Annotated in this window: 15 protein-coding genes and 1 pseudogene; 8 read left to right on the forward strand and 8 right to left on the reverse strand. The window is 65.3% G+C overall.

Annotation, left to right across the window (positions count from 1 at the left end):
- Nucleotides 1–110: 110 nt before the first annotated feature.
- Together ACIQXM_RS02615 and ACIQXM_RS02620 are read left to right on the forward strand one after the other, a co-directional pair.
- Nucleotides 111–698 carry a hypothetical protein gene (locus ACIQXM_RS02615; RefSeq protein WP_400927144.1) on the forward strand — a complete coding sequence of 196 codons (588 nt, stop codon included), beginning with the start codon at nt 111–113 and terminating at the stop codon, nt 696–698.
- Entirely contained in the window at nt 698–919 is a 222-nt protein-coding gene (locus tag ACIQXM_RS02620; protein WP_400927147.1) for a helix-turn-helix domain-containing protein, read from the forward strand. The genes ACIQXM_RS02615 and ACIQXM_RS02620 overlap by 1 nt, the downstream gene beginning before the upstream one ends.
- Here ACIQXM_RS02620 and ACIQXM_RS02625 read toward each other — a convergent pair.
- Nucleotides 916–1224 carry a cupin domain-containing protein gene (locus tag ACIQXM_RS02625; protein WP_400927150.1) on the reverse strand — a complete coding sequence of 103 codons (309 nt, stop codon included), beginning with the start codon at nt 1222–1224 and terminating at the stop codon, nt 916–918. The genes ACIQXM_RS02620 and ACIQXM_RS02625 overlap by 4 nt on opposite strands.
- Before the next feature lie 19 nt (nt 1225–1243).
- Here ACIQXM_RS02625 and ACIQXM_RS02630 point away from each other — a divergent pair.
- The 3 genes and pseudogenes from ACIQXM_RS02630 to putP form a co-directional block, all read left to right on the forward strand.
- Nucleotides 1244–1393 (forward strand): annotated as a pseudogene (locus tag ACIQXM_RS02630) (methylmalonate-semialdehyde dehydrogenase (CoA acylating)); the annotation flags it as partial.
- 43 nt (nt 1394–1436) lie between these two features.
- Nucleotides 1437–2828 (forward strand): aspartate aminotransferase family protein, encoded by a 1392-nt coding sequence (locus ACIQXM_RS02635; RefSeq protein WP_400927153.1) that lies wholly within the window; start codon nt 1437–1439, stop codon nt 2826–2828.
- Between the two features lie 116 nt (nt 2829–2944).
- Nucleotides 2945–4456, forward strand: coding sequence for a sodium/proline symporter PutP (putP, locus tag ACIQXM_RS02640; RefSeq protein WP_400927156.1), 1512 nt, complete (start codon nt 2945–2947; stop codon nt 4454–4456).
- Between the two features lie 49 nt (nt 4457–4505).
- On the opposite strand, the gene ACIQXM_RS02645 is transcribed toward putP, so the two are convergent.
- Complete coding sequence (locus ACIQXM_RS02645) at nt 4506–5468, reverse strand: L-lactate dehydrogenase (RefSeq protein ID WP_400927159.1); 963 nt, start codon at nt 5466–5468, stop codon at nt 4506–4508.
- 198 nt (nt 5469–5666) lie between these two features.
- On the opposite strand from ACIQXM_RS02645, the gene ACIQXM_RS02650 reads away from it, so the two are divergent.
- Together ACIQXM_RS02650 and ACIQXM_RS02655 are read left to right on the forward strand one after the other, a co-directional pair.
- Complete coding sequence (locus tag ACIQXM_RS02650; RefSeq protein ID WP_400927162.1) at nt 5667–6104, forward strand: hypothetical protein; 438 nt, start codon at nt 5667–5669, stop codon at nt 6102–6104.
- The gene (locus tag ACIQXM_RS02655) at nt 6101–6820 is read left to right on the forward strand and encodes a hypothetical protein (RefSeq protein WP_400927165.1); all 720 of its coding nucleotides are present in this window, start codon (nt 6101–6103) and stop codon (nt 6818–6820) included. Before ACIQXM_RS02650 ends, ACIQXM_RS02655 begins: the two co-directional genes overlap by 4 nt.
- 65 nt (nt 6821–6885) lie before the next feature.
- Here the strand turns inward: ACIQXM_RS02655 and ACIQXM_RS02660 are convergent, their stop codons facing one another.
- The 6 genes from ACIQXM_RS02660 to ACIQXM_RS02685 are packed head-to-tail and all read right to left on the reverse strand — an operon-like array spanning nt 6886 to nt 14494.
- On the reverse strand, nt 6886–7602 hold the full coding sequence (locus ACIQXM_RS02660; protein WP_400927168.1) for a GntR family transcriptional regulator: 717 nt from the start codon (nt 7600–7602) through the stop codon (nt 6886–6888).
- Entirely contained in the window at nt 7592–9247 is a 1656-nt protein-coding gene (locus tag ACIQXM_RS02665; RefSeq protein ID WP_400927170.1) for a dipeptide ABC transporter ATP-binding protein, read from the reverse strand. The genes ACIQXM_RS02660 and ACIQXM_RS02665 overlap by 11 nt, the downstream gene beginning before the upstream one ends.
- Nucleotides 9231–11039, reverse strand: coding sequence for a gamma-glutamyltransferase family protein (locus tag ACIQXM_RS02670; RefSeq protein WP_400927173.1), 1809 nt, complete (start codon nt 11037–11039; stop codon nt 9231–9233). The genes ACIQXM_RS02665 and ACIQXM_RS02670 overlap by 17 nt, the downstream gene beginning before the upstream one ends.
- Before the next feature lie 10 nt (nt 11040–11049).
- On the reverse strand, nt 11050–11952 hold the full coding sequence (locus ACIQXM_RS02675; protein WP_400927176.1) for an ABC transporter permease: 903 nt from the start codon (nt 11950–11952) through the stop codon (nt 11050–11052).
- Entirely contained in the window at nt 11952–12905 is a 954-nt protein-coding gene (locus ACIQXM_RS02680) for an ABC transporter permease (RefSeq protein ID WP_400927179.1), read from the reverse strand. Before ACIQXM_RS02680 ends, ACIQXM_RS02675 begins: the two co-directional genes overlap by 1 nt.
- Before the next feature lie 2 nt (nt 12906–12907).
- Nucleotides 12908–14494: an ABC transporter substrate-binding protein gene (locus ACIQXM_RS02685; RefSeq protein WP_400927182.1), complete on the reverse strand. Its 1587-nt coding sequence runs from the start codon at nt 14492–14494 to the stop codon at nt 12908–12910.
- A 198-nt stretch (nt 14495–14692) separates the two neighbouring features.
- On the opposite strand from ACIQXM_RS02685, the gene ACIQXM_RS02690 reads away from it, so the two are divergent.
- The gene (locus ACIQXM_RS02690; RefSeq protein ID WP_400927185.1) at nt 14693–15397 is read left to right on the forward strand and encodes a YoaK family protein; all 705 of its coding nucleotides are present in this window, start codon (nt 14693–14695) and stop codon (nt 15395–15397) included.
- Nucleotides 15398–15413: the final 16 nt, after the last annotated feature.

Raw genomic sequence — 15413 nt, forward strand, 5'->3', positions numbered from 1 at the left:
CTGACCGGAGCCCTAGGTTTATCGTTTATCAATATTGTCGATAATCGATAAACGGGGGTTCTGCAATGAAGCAGGGAACACAGAGGCTCGCTTCGGGCCGAAGGAAACTGGTGTCCCGGACGGATGCCGCGGCGGCGATGCTGCTTTCGGCGCTCGCTGCCGCCGTCACCACAGCCTTGGCCGTTCACCGCATCAGTTCCTACCTCAGCGGTCCCGTTACCCTGACGCTGCCGCTCAGTTCTCCGCAAATCAGCCCAACAGGCCTGGCCCCCGGAACGCAGGCGTACTACTCATCAGTGGAAGCCACGGTTCCCTCAGTTCCCCAGCCGGAGGCTGCCCTGCTGGCATGGGGGGACGCCCTCAGCCAGACCGGAACGCTGGCCGCCCTGGCCCTGATCTTCCTGCTGGCGTCCAGGCTTCGGAGGGACGTTCTGTTTACAGCCGGATCGGCCCTGGTCATCGGGACCTGCGGGACAGTGCTGGCACTGGCGGGCAGCGCCGGGCAGGTCCTTGACACCATGGCCTGCACCCGCCTGGCAGAGGACATCGGTGCCAATGGGAACGCGGACACCGAGTACCCCCTTTTTGTGGGCACGTTCAGTATGGCCCCCCTCGTGGCCGGCCTTGCCCTGATCCTGGTTGCCGGCGTCTTCGAGTACGGCCGCCGGCTCCAAAAAGATGCCGAGGGCCTGGTCTAGTGCCGGCGGACGACGCAGAAGGGATACACTGCCGGCTCGATGAACTCCTCGAAGAACGCGGCATGACCCTGACGGAGCTGAGCCGGCAGGTGGGCGTCAGCGTGGTGAACCTGTCCGTGCTGAAGAATGACAGGGCGCGCGCCATCCGGTTTTCCACTCTGTCCGCCGTATGCCGGGCGTTGAATTGCGAGGTGGGAGACCTGCTGGCAGCCTGCCGTTAGCCCTGCTGCTTCAGCTCGATCTCGATGAAGGCGAATTCCGTATCCGTTTTGTTGATGACGTTGTGCGCGGCTCCGGCTTCACGGGCATAGGAAGCACCAACCACCAGGTCCTTGGTGACCTGGTCCTCAGCGGTCTCATAGCTCATATGCCCGTCAATGGTGGGCACCACTACGTAGTCCAGCTCGTGGGTGTGCCAGCCGGTTTCCGTGCCCGGCGGAAAGCGCCATTGCGTGACACGGATCCGGTCAGTGTCGATCTGCACGGTGGCCAGGGCCTGCCCGTAGACCGAGGCGGTCGAAGTCATGGAGAAAACCTACCCCATCCTGGCGGACCGCTCCTGCGGCGGCAGGAAGAATTCAGTCTCCGGCGACTCGCACGCACGGCACAAGGGCGTGAACTTCTTCACCCGTGGCAAAGTGGTCACCACACGGTGGCTGGACCCCAGCCACGACGGACTGCTCCCCGGCTTTCCCGCTGACCTGAAAGACCAAGACCGCGCAGAAGGAGAAAAGCATCATGGGCTTCACCACCGAACAACACACCGGCTCTCCCACTCAGGTTTCCGAAGCGGAGCTCTCAGCCGGCCGCCGTGCGTATGAGCTGGACCGCAAGCACGTCTTCCACTCGTGGTCCGCGCAGAAGCAGATCACTCCCATGACCGTCACCCGTGCCGAAGGCTCCTACGTGTGGGACGGTGAGGGACGGAAGCTGCTGGATTTCTCCTCCCAGCTGGTCAACACCAACATTGGCCATCAGCACCCCAAGGTGGTGGCAGCCATCCAGGAGCAGGCCGGCAAGCTGTGCACCGTTGCCCCGCAGTACGTCAATGACGCCCGGTCCGAAGCGGCCCGGCTGGTTGCGGAGCTGACTCCGGGGAACCTGGACACAGTGTTCTTCACCAACGGCGGGGCGGACGCGATTGAGCATGCCGTCCGCATGGCCCGCCTGCACACCGGACGCTACAAGGTTCTCTCCGCGTACCGGTCCTATCACGGCGGCACCGCACTCGCGGTGAACGTCACCGGGGACCCGCGCCGGATCCCCAATGACCACGGCACCGCCGGAACCGTACATTTCCATGCCCCGTTCCTCTACCGGTCCCAGTTCCACGCCACCACTGAACAGGAAGAATGCCGGCGGGCGCTGGAGCACCTTGAATCCATCATCCAGCTGGAAGGGGCCTCATCCTTTGCCGCCGTCGTTCTGGAGTCCATTCCCGGCACTGCGGGCATCATGATTCCGCCGCCGGGCTACCTGGCCGGAGTCCGCGAACTGACCCGCCGCTACGGCATCACGTTTATTGCTGATGAGGTAATGGCCGGCTTCGGCCGCTCCGGCAAATGGTTCGCCGTCGAACACGGCGGGGATGTGGTGCCGGACCTGATCACCTTCGCCAAGGGCATCAACTCCGGATACGTGCCGCTGGGCGGCGTGGCGATCTCCGACGAGATTGCCGCCACCTTTGCCGACACCGCCTACCCCGGCGGACTCACCTATTCCGGACATCCGCTGGCCTGTGCCGCAGCCGTGGCAACCATCGGCGCCATGCGTGAGGAAGGCATGGTGGAGAACGCCGCCCGGCTCGGCGAGAACGTGTTGGGACCAGGGCTGGCGGAACTGGCTGCACGGCATCCCAGCATCGGAGAGGTTCGCGGCACCGGAGTCTTCTGGGCCATCGAGCTCGTCAAGGACCGGGATACCCGGGAACCCCTGGCACCGTACGGCGGCTCCAGCCCCGAGATGAACACGCTGATTGCCGCGTGCAAGGACCGCGGGCTGCTGCCCTTCGCCAACTTCAACCGCCTCCACGTGGTCCCGCCGCTGAACATCACCGATGTCCAGGCCCGCGCGGGACTGGACATCCTGGACGAGGTGCTGACCATCGCGGACGGTTTCGTCAGCGCCTAGCTGCCGCGTGCGGGGCCGCCGATTTCCCGCCCACTGTGACGCTTGGCATACTTGGACGGGCCTTCGGGCCGGACCAAGACCGAGATACGTAACCAGAGTGAACGGCTAACCACACAATGACTGACCAGACGTACAAGTTAATCGCCATGGCGATTTACATGCTCGCCATGCTCGCGATCGGCTGGTGGGCCTACCGGCGCACCACCGATCTTGACGACTACATGCTGGCCGGCCGGGACCTGAAGCCGGGTGTTGCCGCCCTCAGTGCCGGAGCATCGGACATGTCCGGCTGGCTGCTGATGGGCCTGCCGGGCGCCATCTATGTTTCCGGGCTGGTGGAAGGCTGGATTGCCGTCGGCCTTACTGCCGGTGCCTGGCTGAACTGGAAGTTCGTGGCGCCCCGCCTGCGTTCCTACACCCAGGTTTCCAACAACTCCATCACGGTCCCCAGTTTCCTGGAGAACCGGCTCAAGGACCGCTCCCGGATCCTGCGCGTGGTCTCCGGCCTCATCATCCTGGTGTTCTTCACCTTCTACGTTTCCTCCGGCATGGTGGCCGGCGGTGTCTTCTTCGAAAGCTCCTTCGGCTCCAGCTACCTGGTGGGCATGCTGATCGTGGCCGGCGTGACCATCGCCTACACCCTCTTTGGCGGCTTCCTCGCCGCCAGCTACACCGACGTCGTTCAGGGCCTGATGATGCTCGCAGCCTTGGTCCTCGTTCCGGCAGTCGGGCTGACCCGCGTGGGCGGCCTCGGCGGCATGACCGATTCGCTGCGCGAGATCAACCCCGACATGCTGGATCCCATTGCCGGCGGCACCGCCGTCGGCATTGTTTCCGCCCTGGCCTGGGGCCTGGGCTACTTCGGCCAGCCGCACATCATTGTCCGCTTCATGGCCCTGCGCTCGCCCCGGGACGCCGTGGCCGGGCGGCGCATTGGCGTGGGCTGGATGCTCCTGACCGTCATCGGCGCCCTGATGACCGCCCTGATCGGAGCTGCCTACTTCCAGCAGAACAACCTCACACTGGCTGATCCCGAAGCCGTGTTCCTGGAGCTCTCCCAGATCTTCTTCCATCCCCTGGTGGCCGGCTTTGTCCTGGCGGCCGTCCTGGCCGCGATCATGAGCACCATTTCCTCGCAGCTGATCGTCACGTCCTCGGCCCTGGTGGAGGACCTGTACCGGATTGTGCTCAAGCGGAACGCGTCGCCGCGTTCCATGGTGATGCTGGGACGGCTGGCCGTGCTGCTGGTTGCGGTGGTGTCCATCCTGATTGCGCTGGACCGCAACGCCAGCATCCTGGACCTGGTCGGATTCGCCTGGGCCGGCTTCGGAGCAGCCTTCGGTCCCACCATCATCCTGGCCCTCTTCTGGCGACGGCTCAGCACCGCCGGTGCACTGGCCGGCATGATCGGCGGCGCGGTGACCGCCTATGTGTGGGGAACCGTTGATCTGCCGGGTGTACTGGGCGACGTGTATGAAATCATCCCGGGCTTCCTCGTCAACCTGGTCCTGACCGTGCTGGTGAGCAGGTTTACGTTCAAGCCCTCATCTGAGATCGACGCCGAATTCGACGACGCCGTGCGAATTTCCAGGGACGGCGCCGAACCGGCAGTGCCCGTCCGCGCCTAGGTCCGCGCGGCCCGGCCGCCGGGCACGCTGCCCCGGACACCCTCACCGGCTACACACCCAGTTTGGTGAGGGTGTTCTGCAGCGTCTCTGCTGAAGCCTGCAGCTGCCGTGTTTCGATGTCATCCAAGGGCATCTCCAACATCCGGTAGACGCCGTTGATCCCCACGATCGAGGGAAGGGAGAGGGCTACGCCGTCAATTCCGTAGGCTCCCTGCATGATCGCCGACACCGGAAGCACGGCATTTTCCGCCTGCATGATGGCCTCCACAATCCGCACGCCGGCCAGTCCGATCGCATAGTTCGTGGCGCCCTTGCCTTCGATCACCCGGTAGGCCGCGGTCACCACGTCATGCGTGACGGCGTCGAGGTATTCCTGAGTAAACACCTGCCGGCCGCTCAGCATCCATTCCCGGATCGGTACCGGCCCAATGGAAGCGCTGGACCAGACCGGAAATTCCGAGTCCCCGTGCTCGCCAATGATTGTGGCGTGCACGCTGGTCATCAGCACATGTGCTTCGCGCGCCAGCAGCAGCCGCAGCCGGGATGTGTCCAGCACGGTGCCCGAGGAAAAAACCCGGTTCCAGTGCAGGCCCGAGGCCTTTTGGGCAGCCACGGTCAGGACATCGCAGGGGTTTGTCACGATCACGTACACCGCATCCGGCGCCTGCTCCATCAGCTGAGTCATGAGGTTTTGGATGATTCCCACATTGACCCCCGCCAATTCCAGCCGCGACTGGCCGGGCTTCTGCCGTGCACCGGCAGTAATAACGATGACGTCCGAGCCCGCGAGCGCCTCAATCCGCCCTCCGCCGGTCACAGTGTTGGCCCCGGTGAACTGCGTGCCGTGGGCCAGATCCAGCCCCTCCGCTTCGGCCCTGGCGGCATCAATGTCATAGATGGCGATTTCGCGGGCGGCGTCTCGGATGAGGGCTGCGTAGGCAAGGGATGTTCCCACGCTTCCCGCGCCCACGATTCCCAGTTTGGTTACCGGTCGAGTGGTGATGTTGGCCATGGCAGAGCCTCGCTCCATAGGATGAATCCCGCTTTCAGCCCATCGTAGGCGAGCGCCCGGACCCTGTGAACGGCCGCGGCCGGCAGAACGGGCCGGGACGGGTATCTGACCTCCACCGCCAACAACCGGGCAGAGACCGTCGAAAAAGTTGTCACCAGGGGGTAGACAGGCGTCCGGACCGCGCGCACACTCGGAAACATGTTCAGTCACCCCGGGGATGACATCCCCGAAACACCGTGGGACAAGGTCCTGACCCACCGGCCTCCGGCAGAACGGGCCGGCGTTGCCGCCCGCTTCGAGGCTGCAGGGTTGTCCGCGTTGGAGGTCCAAGCCGTACTGGCCGACGGCGGGGACCGCCTCTATGCGGCAGCCCTGGCCGGAGCTCCCGGCTGGGCGGACCCCTTTGGCGGCATGCTTGCCGCTGCACTGCTCGCCGGAGAAGTTGGGGCCCTCGCAGCCCAGCTGGGCCGCCGGGCTTCCGGTATCCGATCACTCGCCGCGGCGGATTTGCTGGAGGATTTCAGCGCCGTCACGGTCGCTGAAGAGCTGGGTGTGTCCCGGCAGAAAATATATGACATCGCCCGGGGCGGCCTGCGCGGCCCGCACCTGGACACGGTCCCCTGGAGGTTTCCGTGAAACAGATCAATGAACTCGTTCAACTTCCCGACGCCAATCAGCAGTATCTGGTCCACCCGCTGGATCTGAGCGCCGCCCGCCGGCCTTTCCTGGTTTCGTGGCTGCTGGGCATCATCGGGTCGCCGCAGGTATTCGCGGCCGTCGCCGCCCTCATGTGGGTACTGAGCAACAACTTCGTGGTGCCGTTCATCGCAGCCGGAGCAACCCTGCTGTTCGCCAACCTCGCGTCAGCGTGGTTCCGGCGCGAAGCCTGGTCCAACATCCCGGGTAAGCGCCGGGACGCCGATCGGCGGCTGCTGGGACTGAACCTGCTTGCCGCCGTCGTGCAGGCCCTGGCCCTGGCAGCCGCGGTCATGATCCTGATCCTGTGGTTTGCCAACCGCGACGTCTCACCGGAGGTGGTGGCCTTCGCCACCGGTACGGTGACCGCCGTGACCGCCCTGATGGCAGTTGACGTGGTGGTGACAGCCATCCGCACCCGCAGCGGAGCGGCAGCCCTGGCGCCGGCCGTGAACCTGCTGGCTGTAGCCGCCGTTTCCTGGTGGGGATTCCTGATCATCGCGGGCCGGACCGGACCGCTGGATATCTCCACCGTCATTATGGGCGCTGCGGTGCTGCTGGTTGTGTGGGGCGCATGGCTGGCCTGGACCTTCTGGCAGCGCCGGCGCACCGCCGGCGGCGGCACTGGAGGAAGCAAAGCGGCACCGGCCGCCTAACCCCGCATCACCCCCGTCGAACTGGCAGAAGGTGCTGCTCTGAACGCTCAGAGCAGCACCTTCTGCTAATTCGGCGGGAGGGCCGGAGCGAAACGGCTCAGATACCCGGCACGGGACTGCTCCACATGGGAGCACATCAGTTCCTGGGCCCGGGCGGCATCTCCGGAGTCCACAGCGGACATGAGTACACGGTGTTCGCTCCAGGAATCCTTGCCCCGGTTGTCTACATCGGCGGCGTAGAGCCATTCAATCTTGCCGGCCAGCTGACGCAGCAGTGCCGTCAATGAACGGCTGTCCGCCAGCTCGGCTACCGCCAGGTGGAACCGCACGTTGAGCTCCGGCAGCTTCTCCAGGGCACCCTCCGCCACGGCAGCATCACCGGCAGCCAGGATCTCGGCGATCCTGCCGCGAACCGTCCACCAGTGCTCATCGGGCGTTCCGGCAGCCAGCTGCCTGCCGGCACGCGCCGCGGCCCGGCGGGCAGTGGCGGTCTCCACCACTGCCCTGACCGCGAAGAGATCATCAGCCTCGTCCACCGGGATATTGGCCACGGTGGACCCGGCATACGGTTTGGACTCTACGAATCCTTCCGCTTCCAGGGTGCGCAGCGCCTCGCGGACCGGAACCCGGGACAGGCCGTACTTGCGGGCCAGCGACGCCTCCGTGATCCGGACTCCGGGCATCAGGACGCCGAAGATAATGTCACGGCGGATTTCATCTTCGATGCGTTCCTTGGGGGCAGCGGATTCGGGAACCCCGGCAGACGCTGACTCAGCGGGCAAATGCTGCTCCCGGAATCGCACTCAGCAGCTCCGAAGTGTAATGCTCCTGCGGGGCAAGGAAGACCTGGTCCGCGGTCCCTCGCTCAATGACTTCTCCGGATTTCATGACTACTACATTATGTGCAATCTGCCGGACCACAGCGAGATCATGCGTGATGAACAGATAGGTGAGCCCCAGCCTGTCCTGCAAATCCGCCAGCAGCGTCAGGATCTGGTCCTGCACCAGCACATCCAGTGCTGACACCGCTTCGTCACAAATCAGCAGCTCCGGCTCCGGAGCCAGCGCACGCGCGATGGCTACCCGCTGGCGCTGTCCGCCGGAAAGCTCATTCGGCCGGCGCTGGGCAATGCTGCGGGGCAGCGCCACCTGATCCAGCAGCTCAGCTACGCGGCTGCGGCGGCTGTTACGGTCGCCGATGCCGAAGATGCGCAGCGGTTCGTCGATCAGCCGCTCAATACTGAAGGTTGGATCCAGGGAGCCGTAAGGGTCCTGGAACACGGGCTGAACCATGCGCCGGAGCCGCCTCCGTTCCGGCCCGCGGCTGGCGGCGATGGATTGGCCGCCCACCAGCGCTTCCCCACCGCTGGGCGTCTCCAGCCCCAGCAGAATGCGGGCCACCGTTGTCTTGCCGGATCCGGACTCCCCCACCACCGCCGTAGTGGTTCCCTTGGTCACGGTGAAGGACACGTCATTCAAGGCCCGCACAACCTGTCCCCGCTGCCCCCGGAGCTTATATTCCTTCACCAGGCGGTTAACCTGAACCACCGTCTCCGCAACCCCGTCTCCCGGAGCCGCTGCCGCAGAGGAATCCTCCGGCGAAAGCGCGGCGGAGACCGACGGCGCCGCTGCGACCAGTGATTTGGTGTAGTCCTGCCGGGGATCCAACAGGATCTGCTGCGGAGTTCCTTCCTCCACGATCCGTCCATCCGCCATGACAACAATCCGGTCGGTCCGGTCGGCCGCCAGCCCCAGATCATGCGTGATGAACAGCAGCGTGGTGCCCCGCGCCTCCACCAGCTTCTGCAGGTGATTCAGGATTTGGCGCTGGACCGTAACGTCCAGGGCAGAGGTGGGTTCATCGGCGATCAGCAGTTCCGGATCACCGGCCAGGGCAATGGCAATAAGCACGCGCTGGCGCATGCCGCCGGAAAACTCGTGCGGATACTGGCCGTAACGGCGCCCAGCATCAGGGATGCCGGCCTCCGTCATCAGCTCCACCGCGCGTCGTTTGACGCCTTCCCGGTTGTTCTCCGTCACCCCGGGACTGCCGTTGCTGATCAGAGCGTCGGCAATCTGCGCTCCCACCTTCATGGCCGGATTCAGATTGGACATGGGGTCCTGGGGCACCAGCCCGATCTGCCGGCCCCGGATCCCGCGCATCCGGGCTTCCGGCGCGACGGCGAGGTCTTCGCCGTCGAGGTCAATGGACCCTCCCGTGATCCGTCCGCTGCCGGGCAGCAGCCGCAGGATTGCCGCGACGGTGGTGGATTTGCCGGATCCGGACTGCCCCACAATGGCCACTCGTTCGCCGCGGCGAAGATTAAGGCTGATGCGGTGCAGGACGGGGGTGCCGCCGAAGCTGACTTCCAGGTCCCGGACGGCGAGCAGCGTGCCCGGATCAGCCTGCTTAGCGTCCTGCTGCATATCCCTGCGCTCCCCTCGGGTTGGCGGCGGCCTTGAGCAGCCCGGTGGCCGGATCGCTGACCACCGAGGACAGCCGGCCCAGGGCCCAGTCCCCGGCCCGGGTGACCACGTGGCCGCGGGCCTCGAGGCCTTCGATGACGGCGTCACCCAGCCGGTCCTCCACCACGGCCCCGCCGGGTGTCCAGGTCCGCGGATAGAAGGAACCGGGAATGGAGGTGGTGTGCAGGGCAGGCGCGTCCACGGCCTGCTGCGGCGAGTATCCGCCCACGAGCGTGCGCAGCAGGTACAGCAGCTGCCACTGGTCCTGCTGGTCGCCGCCGGGCGAGCCCAGGGCTGTGACCGGTTTGCCGTCCTTGAGCACCAGGGTGGGTGTCAGCGTGGTCCGGGGCCTTTTGCCTGCGGCGAGGGTGGACGGCGCCCCCTCCTCCAGCCAGGTCATCTGCAGCCGGGATCCCAGGCAGAAGCCCAGCTCCGGAATAGTGGGCGATGACTGCAGCCAGCCGCCGGACGGCGTCGCCGAGACCATGTTGCCCCACTGGTCCACCACGTCCAGATGGCAGGTGTCACCCCGCGTCTCACCCGTGGGCATCACGGTGGGCTCCCCCACACCCGCGAACGCATGCTGCCCGGCCAGTGCCGGCGCGAAGTACTCGGTGCGCAGCGGCGGAAGAAACGGGGTGTGTCCGGGGACCGCGCCGGGGCGGAATTCATGCGAGGCCGTGTCCGTGATCAGCGCGCGGCGGGTGGCTGCGTATTCCTCGCTGAGCAGGTAGTCCATGGGCACATCGGCGTCGCCGTAGTAGGCCTCGCGATCGGCGATGGCCAGCTTCTGGGCCTCCAGGATCGTGTGCGCGCCCAGTTCGGTGGAGGGGTCCAGATATTCGTCGTCGTATCCGGCCAGGATGGCCAGCGTCTGCAGCAACGCCGGCCCCTGCCCCCAGGGTCCGGTCTTAGCGATGGTGTGGCCGCGGAACTCATACGTCAGTGCCGGTTCATAGGAAGCACTGCCTGAGGCGAAGTCTTCCATCGTCATCACTCCGGCATGGTCTGCGCCGGAGGAATGGCGGTGCGGCGTGGACAGGAAATCCACGGCCGCGCGCGCCACGAAGCCTTCGCGCCATTCGCGGCGGGCGGCATCGATCCGTTCCTCACGGCTCCCTGCCGGGCCGCCCGCGTCCGCCAGGCGGTCCAGCACCGCCGCATACGCCTCGTTGCGGATGATGTCCCCGTCTGCCGGAATCTTCCCTTCGGGCATCCACTGGGCGGCGGAGGTGGGCCAGTGCTCAGTAAAGAGATCCGCTACGGAGGCGATGGTGCTGCCAACCCGTCCCACCACCGGATGGCCGTTGCGCGCATACCCCGCCGCGAAAGCGAGCACGTCGCCAAGTTCCCAGGTGCCGTGGTCCCGCAGCAGCATCAGCCAGGCGTCGACGGCGGCGGGAACGGCGGCGGCCAGGGCACCGGCACCGGGCACCAGTTCCAGGCCCTCGGAAAGGTAGTGCTCCCGGGTGGCACCCGCGGGCGCGACTCCCTGGCCCATCAGCACCACCGGTTCCGAAGGATTCTCGGCGGTGACGAAGACGCCGGTCATATCTCCGCCGGGACCGTTGAGGTGCGGCTCCGCCACGTGCAGGACGAACGCCGCGGCGACGGCTGCGTCAAAAGCATTGCCGCCGCGCTCCAGCACGGCCTGGGAAGAAGCGGTGGCCAGCCAGTGGGTGGAAGCGCTCATGCCGAAGGTGCCTTGCAGCGTGGGGCGGGTGGTGAACGTATCGGGTGCTGTGTAGGTCATAGTCTCGATGTCACTTTCGGCTGGTGTTGGTCGGATCCAGGGCGTCGCGCAGGGCGTCCCCAAAGAGGTTGAAGGAGAGGCAGATTGCTGCGATGGCCAGGCCCGGGAAGATGGCAGCAGTGGGTGAGCGGAAGATGTACTGCTGGGCGTCGGACAGCATGATGCCCAGGCTGGGGGTTGGCGGCTGGATCCCCAAGCCCAGGAAGGACAGCAGTGCCTCTCCGATCACCGCGACGGGCATGATCACCGTTGCCTGCACAATGACGGCGGACGCGGCGTTGGGCAGGACGTGGCTGAAGATGATCCGCAGGCCCGAGGCGTCCATGGTCTTGGCGCCGAGCACGAAATCGCTCTCCTTGATCCGCAGGGTCTCGCCCCGGACCACCCGGATCATGGTGGGCACCTGGGCAATGCCCAGGGCAATGGCGGCATTGGTGAGGCTGGGGCCGCTGATGGCCGCCAGCGCCACGGCGATGATCAGGAAAGGGAAGGCAAGCGTGACATCGGTGAGCCGGGAAATGATGCCGTCGAGCCACCGCCAATACCCGGCCAGCAGGCCAAGGGGGGTGCCGATCACCACTGCCAGCGCCACGGACAGCGCTCCAACCTTCAGCGAGGCCTGGATTCCGTAGAGCAGCCGGGAAAAGATGTCCCGGCCCAGGTCATCGGTCCCCAGCAGGAAGCCCACGGTGCCCGGTTTCTGGAACGGGGTCTCGAAATGAACCTGGGTGGGACTGTAGGGGGCAAGCAGCGGGGCGAGGAGCCCGGCCAGGACAACGACTGCCAGCAGGATCCCGCCGGTCAGTCCGAGCGGGTTGTGCAGAAGGGATTTCAGTACCCTGCCGCGCCCGGATCCCAGCCCCTGGTCAGCTCCGGGAGGGGTGGGGGAAAGAACGGTCTCGGTAACAGCCATTAGTTGCTTCCTCCGACTCGGATACGCGGATTGACCAGGGAGTACAGGATGTCCACGGCCAGGTTGATCAGGATGTAGGAGACGGTGATGATCAGGACCACGGCCTGGATGACCGGATAATCGCGGGTGAACACTGCGTCCAGTGTGAGCTTTCCGAAACCGGGGAGGGCGAAGATCCGCTCCGTCACCACGGCCCCGGAGATCAGTCCGCCCAGCTGCAGGCCCACGATCGTGACAACCACGATCAGGGAATTGCGCAGTCCGTACCGCATGAGGACCCGGCCGCGGCCCAGGCCTTTGGCGCGTGCCGTCCGGACGTAGTCGGTGTTCATGGTCTCGATCATGGAAGCCCGTGTCTGGCGCATGATGACGGCTGCCAGTCCGGTGCCCAGGATGAGCGCCGGCAGGGTCAGATAGTAGATCCCGCGCAGCGGGTCATCGGTAATATCCACATACCCCGACGCCGGGAACCAGCCCAGCGTCACGGCCAGGTAGAGGATGGCCAGGATGCCCAGCCAGAAGTTGGGGACGGAGAGGCCGATCAGCGCAAAGCCGTTGGCAGCCCATTCCGGCCACCGGCCGCGGAAGCGTTCGGCGATGACGCCGAACAGGATGCCCACAATCACGGCCACGGCAATGGCATAGGCCGAGAGCCACAGGGTGACCGGAAGCGTGGTGGCAATCAGGTCGGTAACGGCCGTGCCGGTGCGGGTGGAGGTTCCAAAATCACCCCGGAACATATTGCCGATGAATTTCCCGTACTGGGTAATGACTGACTCATTCAGGCCCAGCTGCTCCCGGACTGCTTCAACCTGTTCGGGAGTGGCCTCTTCCCCGGCCATGGCCAGCGCCGGATCCCCGGGCAGCTGGCGGACGCCGAAGAAGATGACCAGCGAGGCCAGCACCAGCGTGAGCGCGGACTGCCAGAGCCGCGTACCAAGGTAGCGGAGCATGCTCAGTCCTCCTTTTCCACGAACGCTGCGGTACCCAGCCGGACCACGCCGTCCGGATAGGTCGCCACGCCGGCTACGTCTTTGGTGTAGCCCGTAAGGCTGCGCACCCGGTAGAGATACAGGATGGGATTGTCGATCTGCACCTGCTGGACCACCTGTCCATAGAGTTCGGCCCGGATGTCCGGATCAGTCGATTGGGCCGCCTCGGCCAGCAGCTGATCCACCTCGGGATTGGAGTAGCCGGAGTAATTGTTGCCGCCGCCGGTTTTCAGGAAGTTGGACATGTTTCCGTGTGGATCAATGCGGCCGGACCAGCCAAGCTGCAGGGCTTCGAAGTCGCCGCGGGTCTGGACATCCAGCAACGTGGAATATTCCACCGGGCGGATGGTCAGGTCGAAACCGCCCTCCGACACCGCCGCCTGCAGCGCCTGCGCATAACGCAGGGTGTCCGGTGAATTGGTGACCTGCATGGTGATGGGGAAGGGCACCGGTGCTCCGGTGGATTCCAGCAGGGTGCGGGCCGCGCCGGGGTCATAGTCAACGCAGTCTTCGCTCAGCTCCGAGGCGTACGGGCTGTCCGGCGATACGGGTGAGCAGGCCGGCTCGTACCAGCTGTTGAAGACGGTGTTGACCAGTGCCTCACGGTCAATGGACATGGACAGTGCGCGGCGGATGTCGGCCTGCTGCGCCAGCGGTGTCCCGAGGTCGCCCGGCGGCTCTCCGGTCCCGTTGACGTTCCCGATATTGACCGTCATGGCCTGGTAGCCCAGAGATCCGATTTGCAGGACGCCAAGTCCTTCTTCCTGGACCAGTGCATCCACGTCCTGGGGCGAAATGGTATCCGCCACCTGGACGTCCCCGGACCTAAGGTTGGCAGCACGGATGTTGGCGTCCGTCATGATGCGGTACGTGATGGTGTCCAGATGCACGGCGCCGGCGTCGTAATACAGCGGGTCCCGTTCCACCGAAATGGACGTTTGGGGAACCCGGTCCTTGAACTTGAACGGTCCCACGCACACGGGATGATCACCGAAGGCGGTGCCGGCCTGCTCCAGGGCAGCGGGTGAGAGCATCATTCCGGCACGGTCCGCCAAAGCGGCGGTCAACGGTGCAAAGGGCGTTTCATAAGTAATTTCCAGTTCGAATTCACCAATGGCATCGATGCTGCCGATGGGTCCCAGCTCGCCTTTCCGGGTGGATCCTTCCAGCGTCAGATGCCGCTCCAAAGTTGCCTTGGCAGCTTCTGCATTGAAGGGAGTTCCGTCCGCAAAGACGGCATCGGTCCGCAGCGGGATGGTGACGGTGAGTCCGTCCGCGGAGATTTCCGGAAGCTCGGTTGCCAGCTGCGGGGCGAGCTTGCCTTCTGCGTCAATGTCGTAGAGCTTCTGGCACATGGTCTGCATGACGTAGCGCGTATACAGGGATGAAGAGGTGGTGGGGTCCAGCCGGTCCGGCTCAGCGGAGAGGGCCATCACCAGGTCTCCCCCTTCAACAACGGTTTTGCCGTCCAGCTCCGCGGCAGGGACATCCTGGCGCTCGGGAGCCGGTTCAAGGGCTTGGATCGGGGCGCATGAGGCGAGGAGCAGCATTGCTGCGCCGCTGGCCGCAACAGCCCGAAGGCCAGGCAGAACCCGTCCTGGAGACCGGCCTGCAGTTCGAAAAGGTGCCATGGGGATCCTTGAATCTCGGGGGTCCGCTTTGAATACAATCGAAGCTACACCTATAACTTCGTATACAGTTACCTGCATCACACTTTATTAAGCGACCGGTTTTGAGGAGTTTCCCGCGTGAAGCGTTTGAATGCCGTACCCACCGAGCGGGTTCACCTGTGGCTGATGCTGTCCCTGACCTTCTCCACCGGAGTGGTGGACGCCGTCGGCTATCTGGGCCTGGACCGGGTGTTCACAGGCAATATGACGGGAAATGTCGTCCTCCTGGGCATGGCCTTCGCAGGCGGCGCTGATCTGCCGATCCTGCGGCCCGCATTGGCCCTGGTCTTCTTCATGCTCGGCGCCGCCCTGGCCGGACGGATGCTGCGCAAGGGCCCGGAGGGCTGGTCCTGGCGCACCTCCGTTGCCCTGACCGTCGTGGCCGGCGGCCTCAGTGCGCTCGCAGTCTTTGTGGCCGTGGCGGACGTTCAGGGCAACGATGTCCTGGGCAGCCTCACCACGTCCTCCATGGCCGCGGTCATGGGTGTGCAGGCAGCAACGGCCAAGCGCCTGAAGGTAGCTGAAATCACCACCGTGGTGGTCACCTCCACCATCACCGGGCTGGCCTCGGACTCCAGGCTGGCCGGCGGCAGCAGCCAGTTTTGGCAGCGCCGGGCCCTGGCCGTAGCGCTGATCCTGCTGGGCGCCCTCGCCGGTGCCGCAGCTTTGAAGGTTGACCTGTGGCTGGGTTTGACGGTCTCGGCCGCCATTTCCATTGCCGTGGCCGTGATGGGCTACGTTCGCCACCACCGTGAGATCCAGGCCGGCGCCGAACGCGGCTGAACAGCCTGGGAGGGCC

The organism is Arthrobacter sp. NPDC097144 (genome assembly GCF_044762205.1).
In the GTDB taxonomy this organism is placed as follows: domain Bacteria; phylum Actinomycetota; class Actinomycetes; order Actinomycetales; family Micrococcaceae; genus Arthrobacter_B.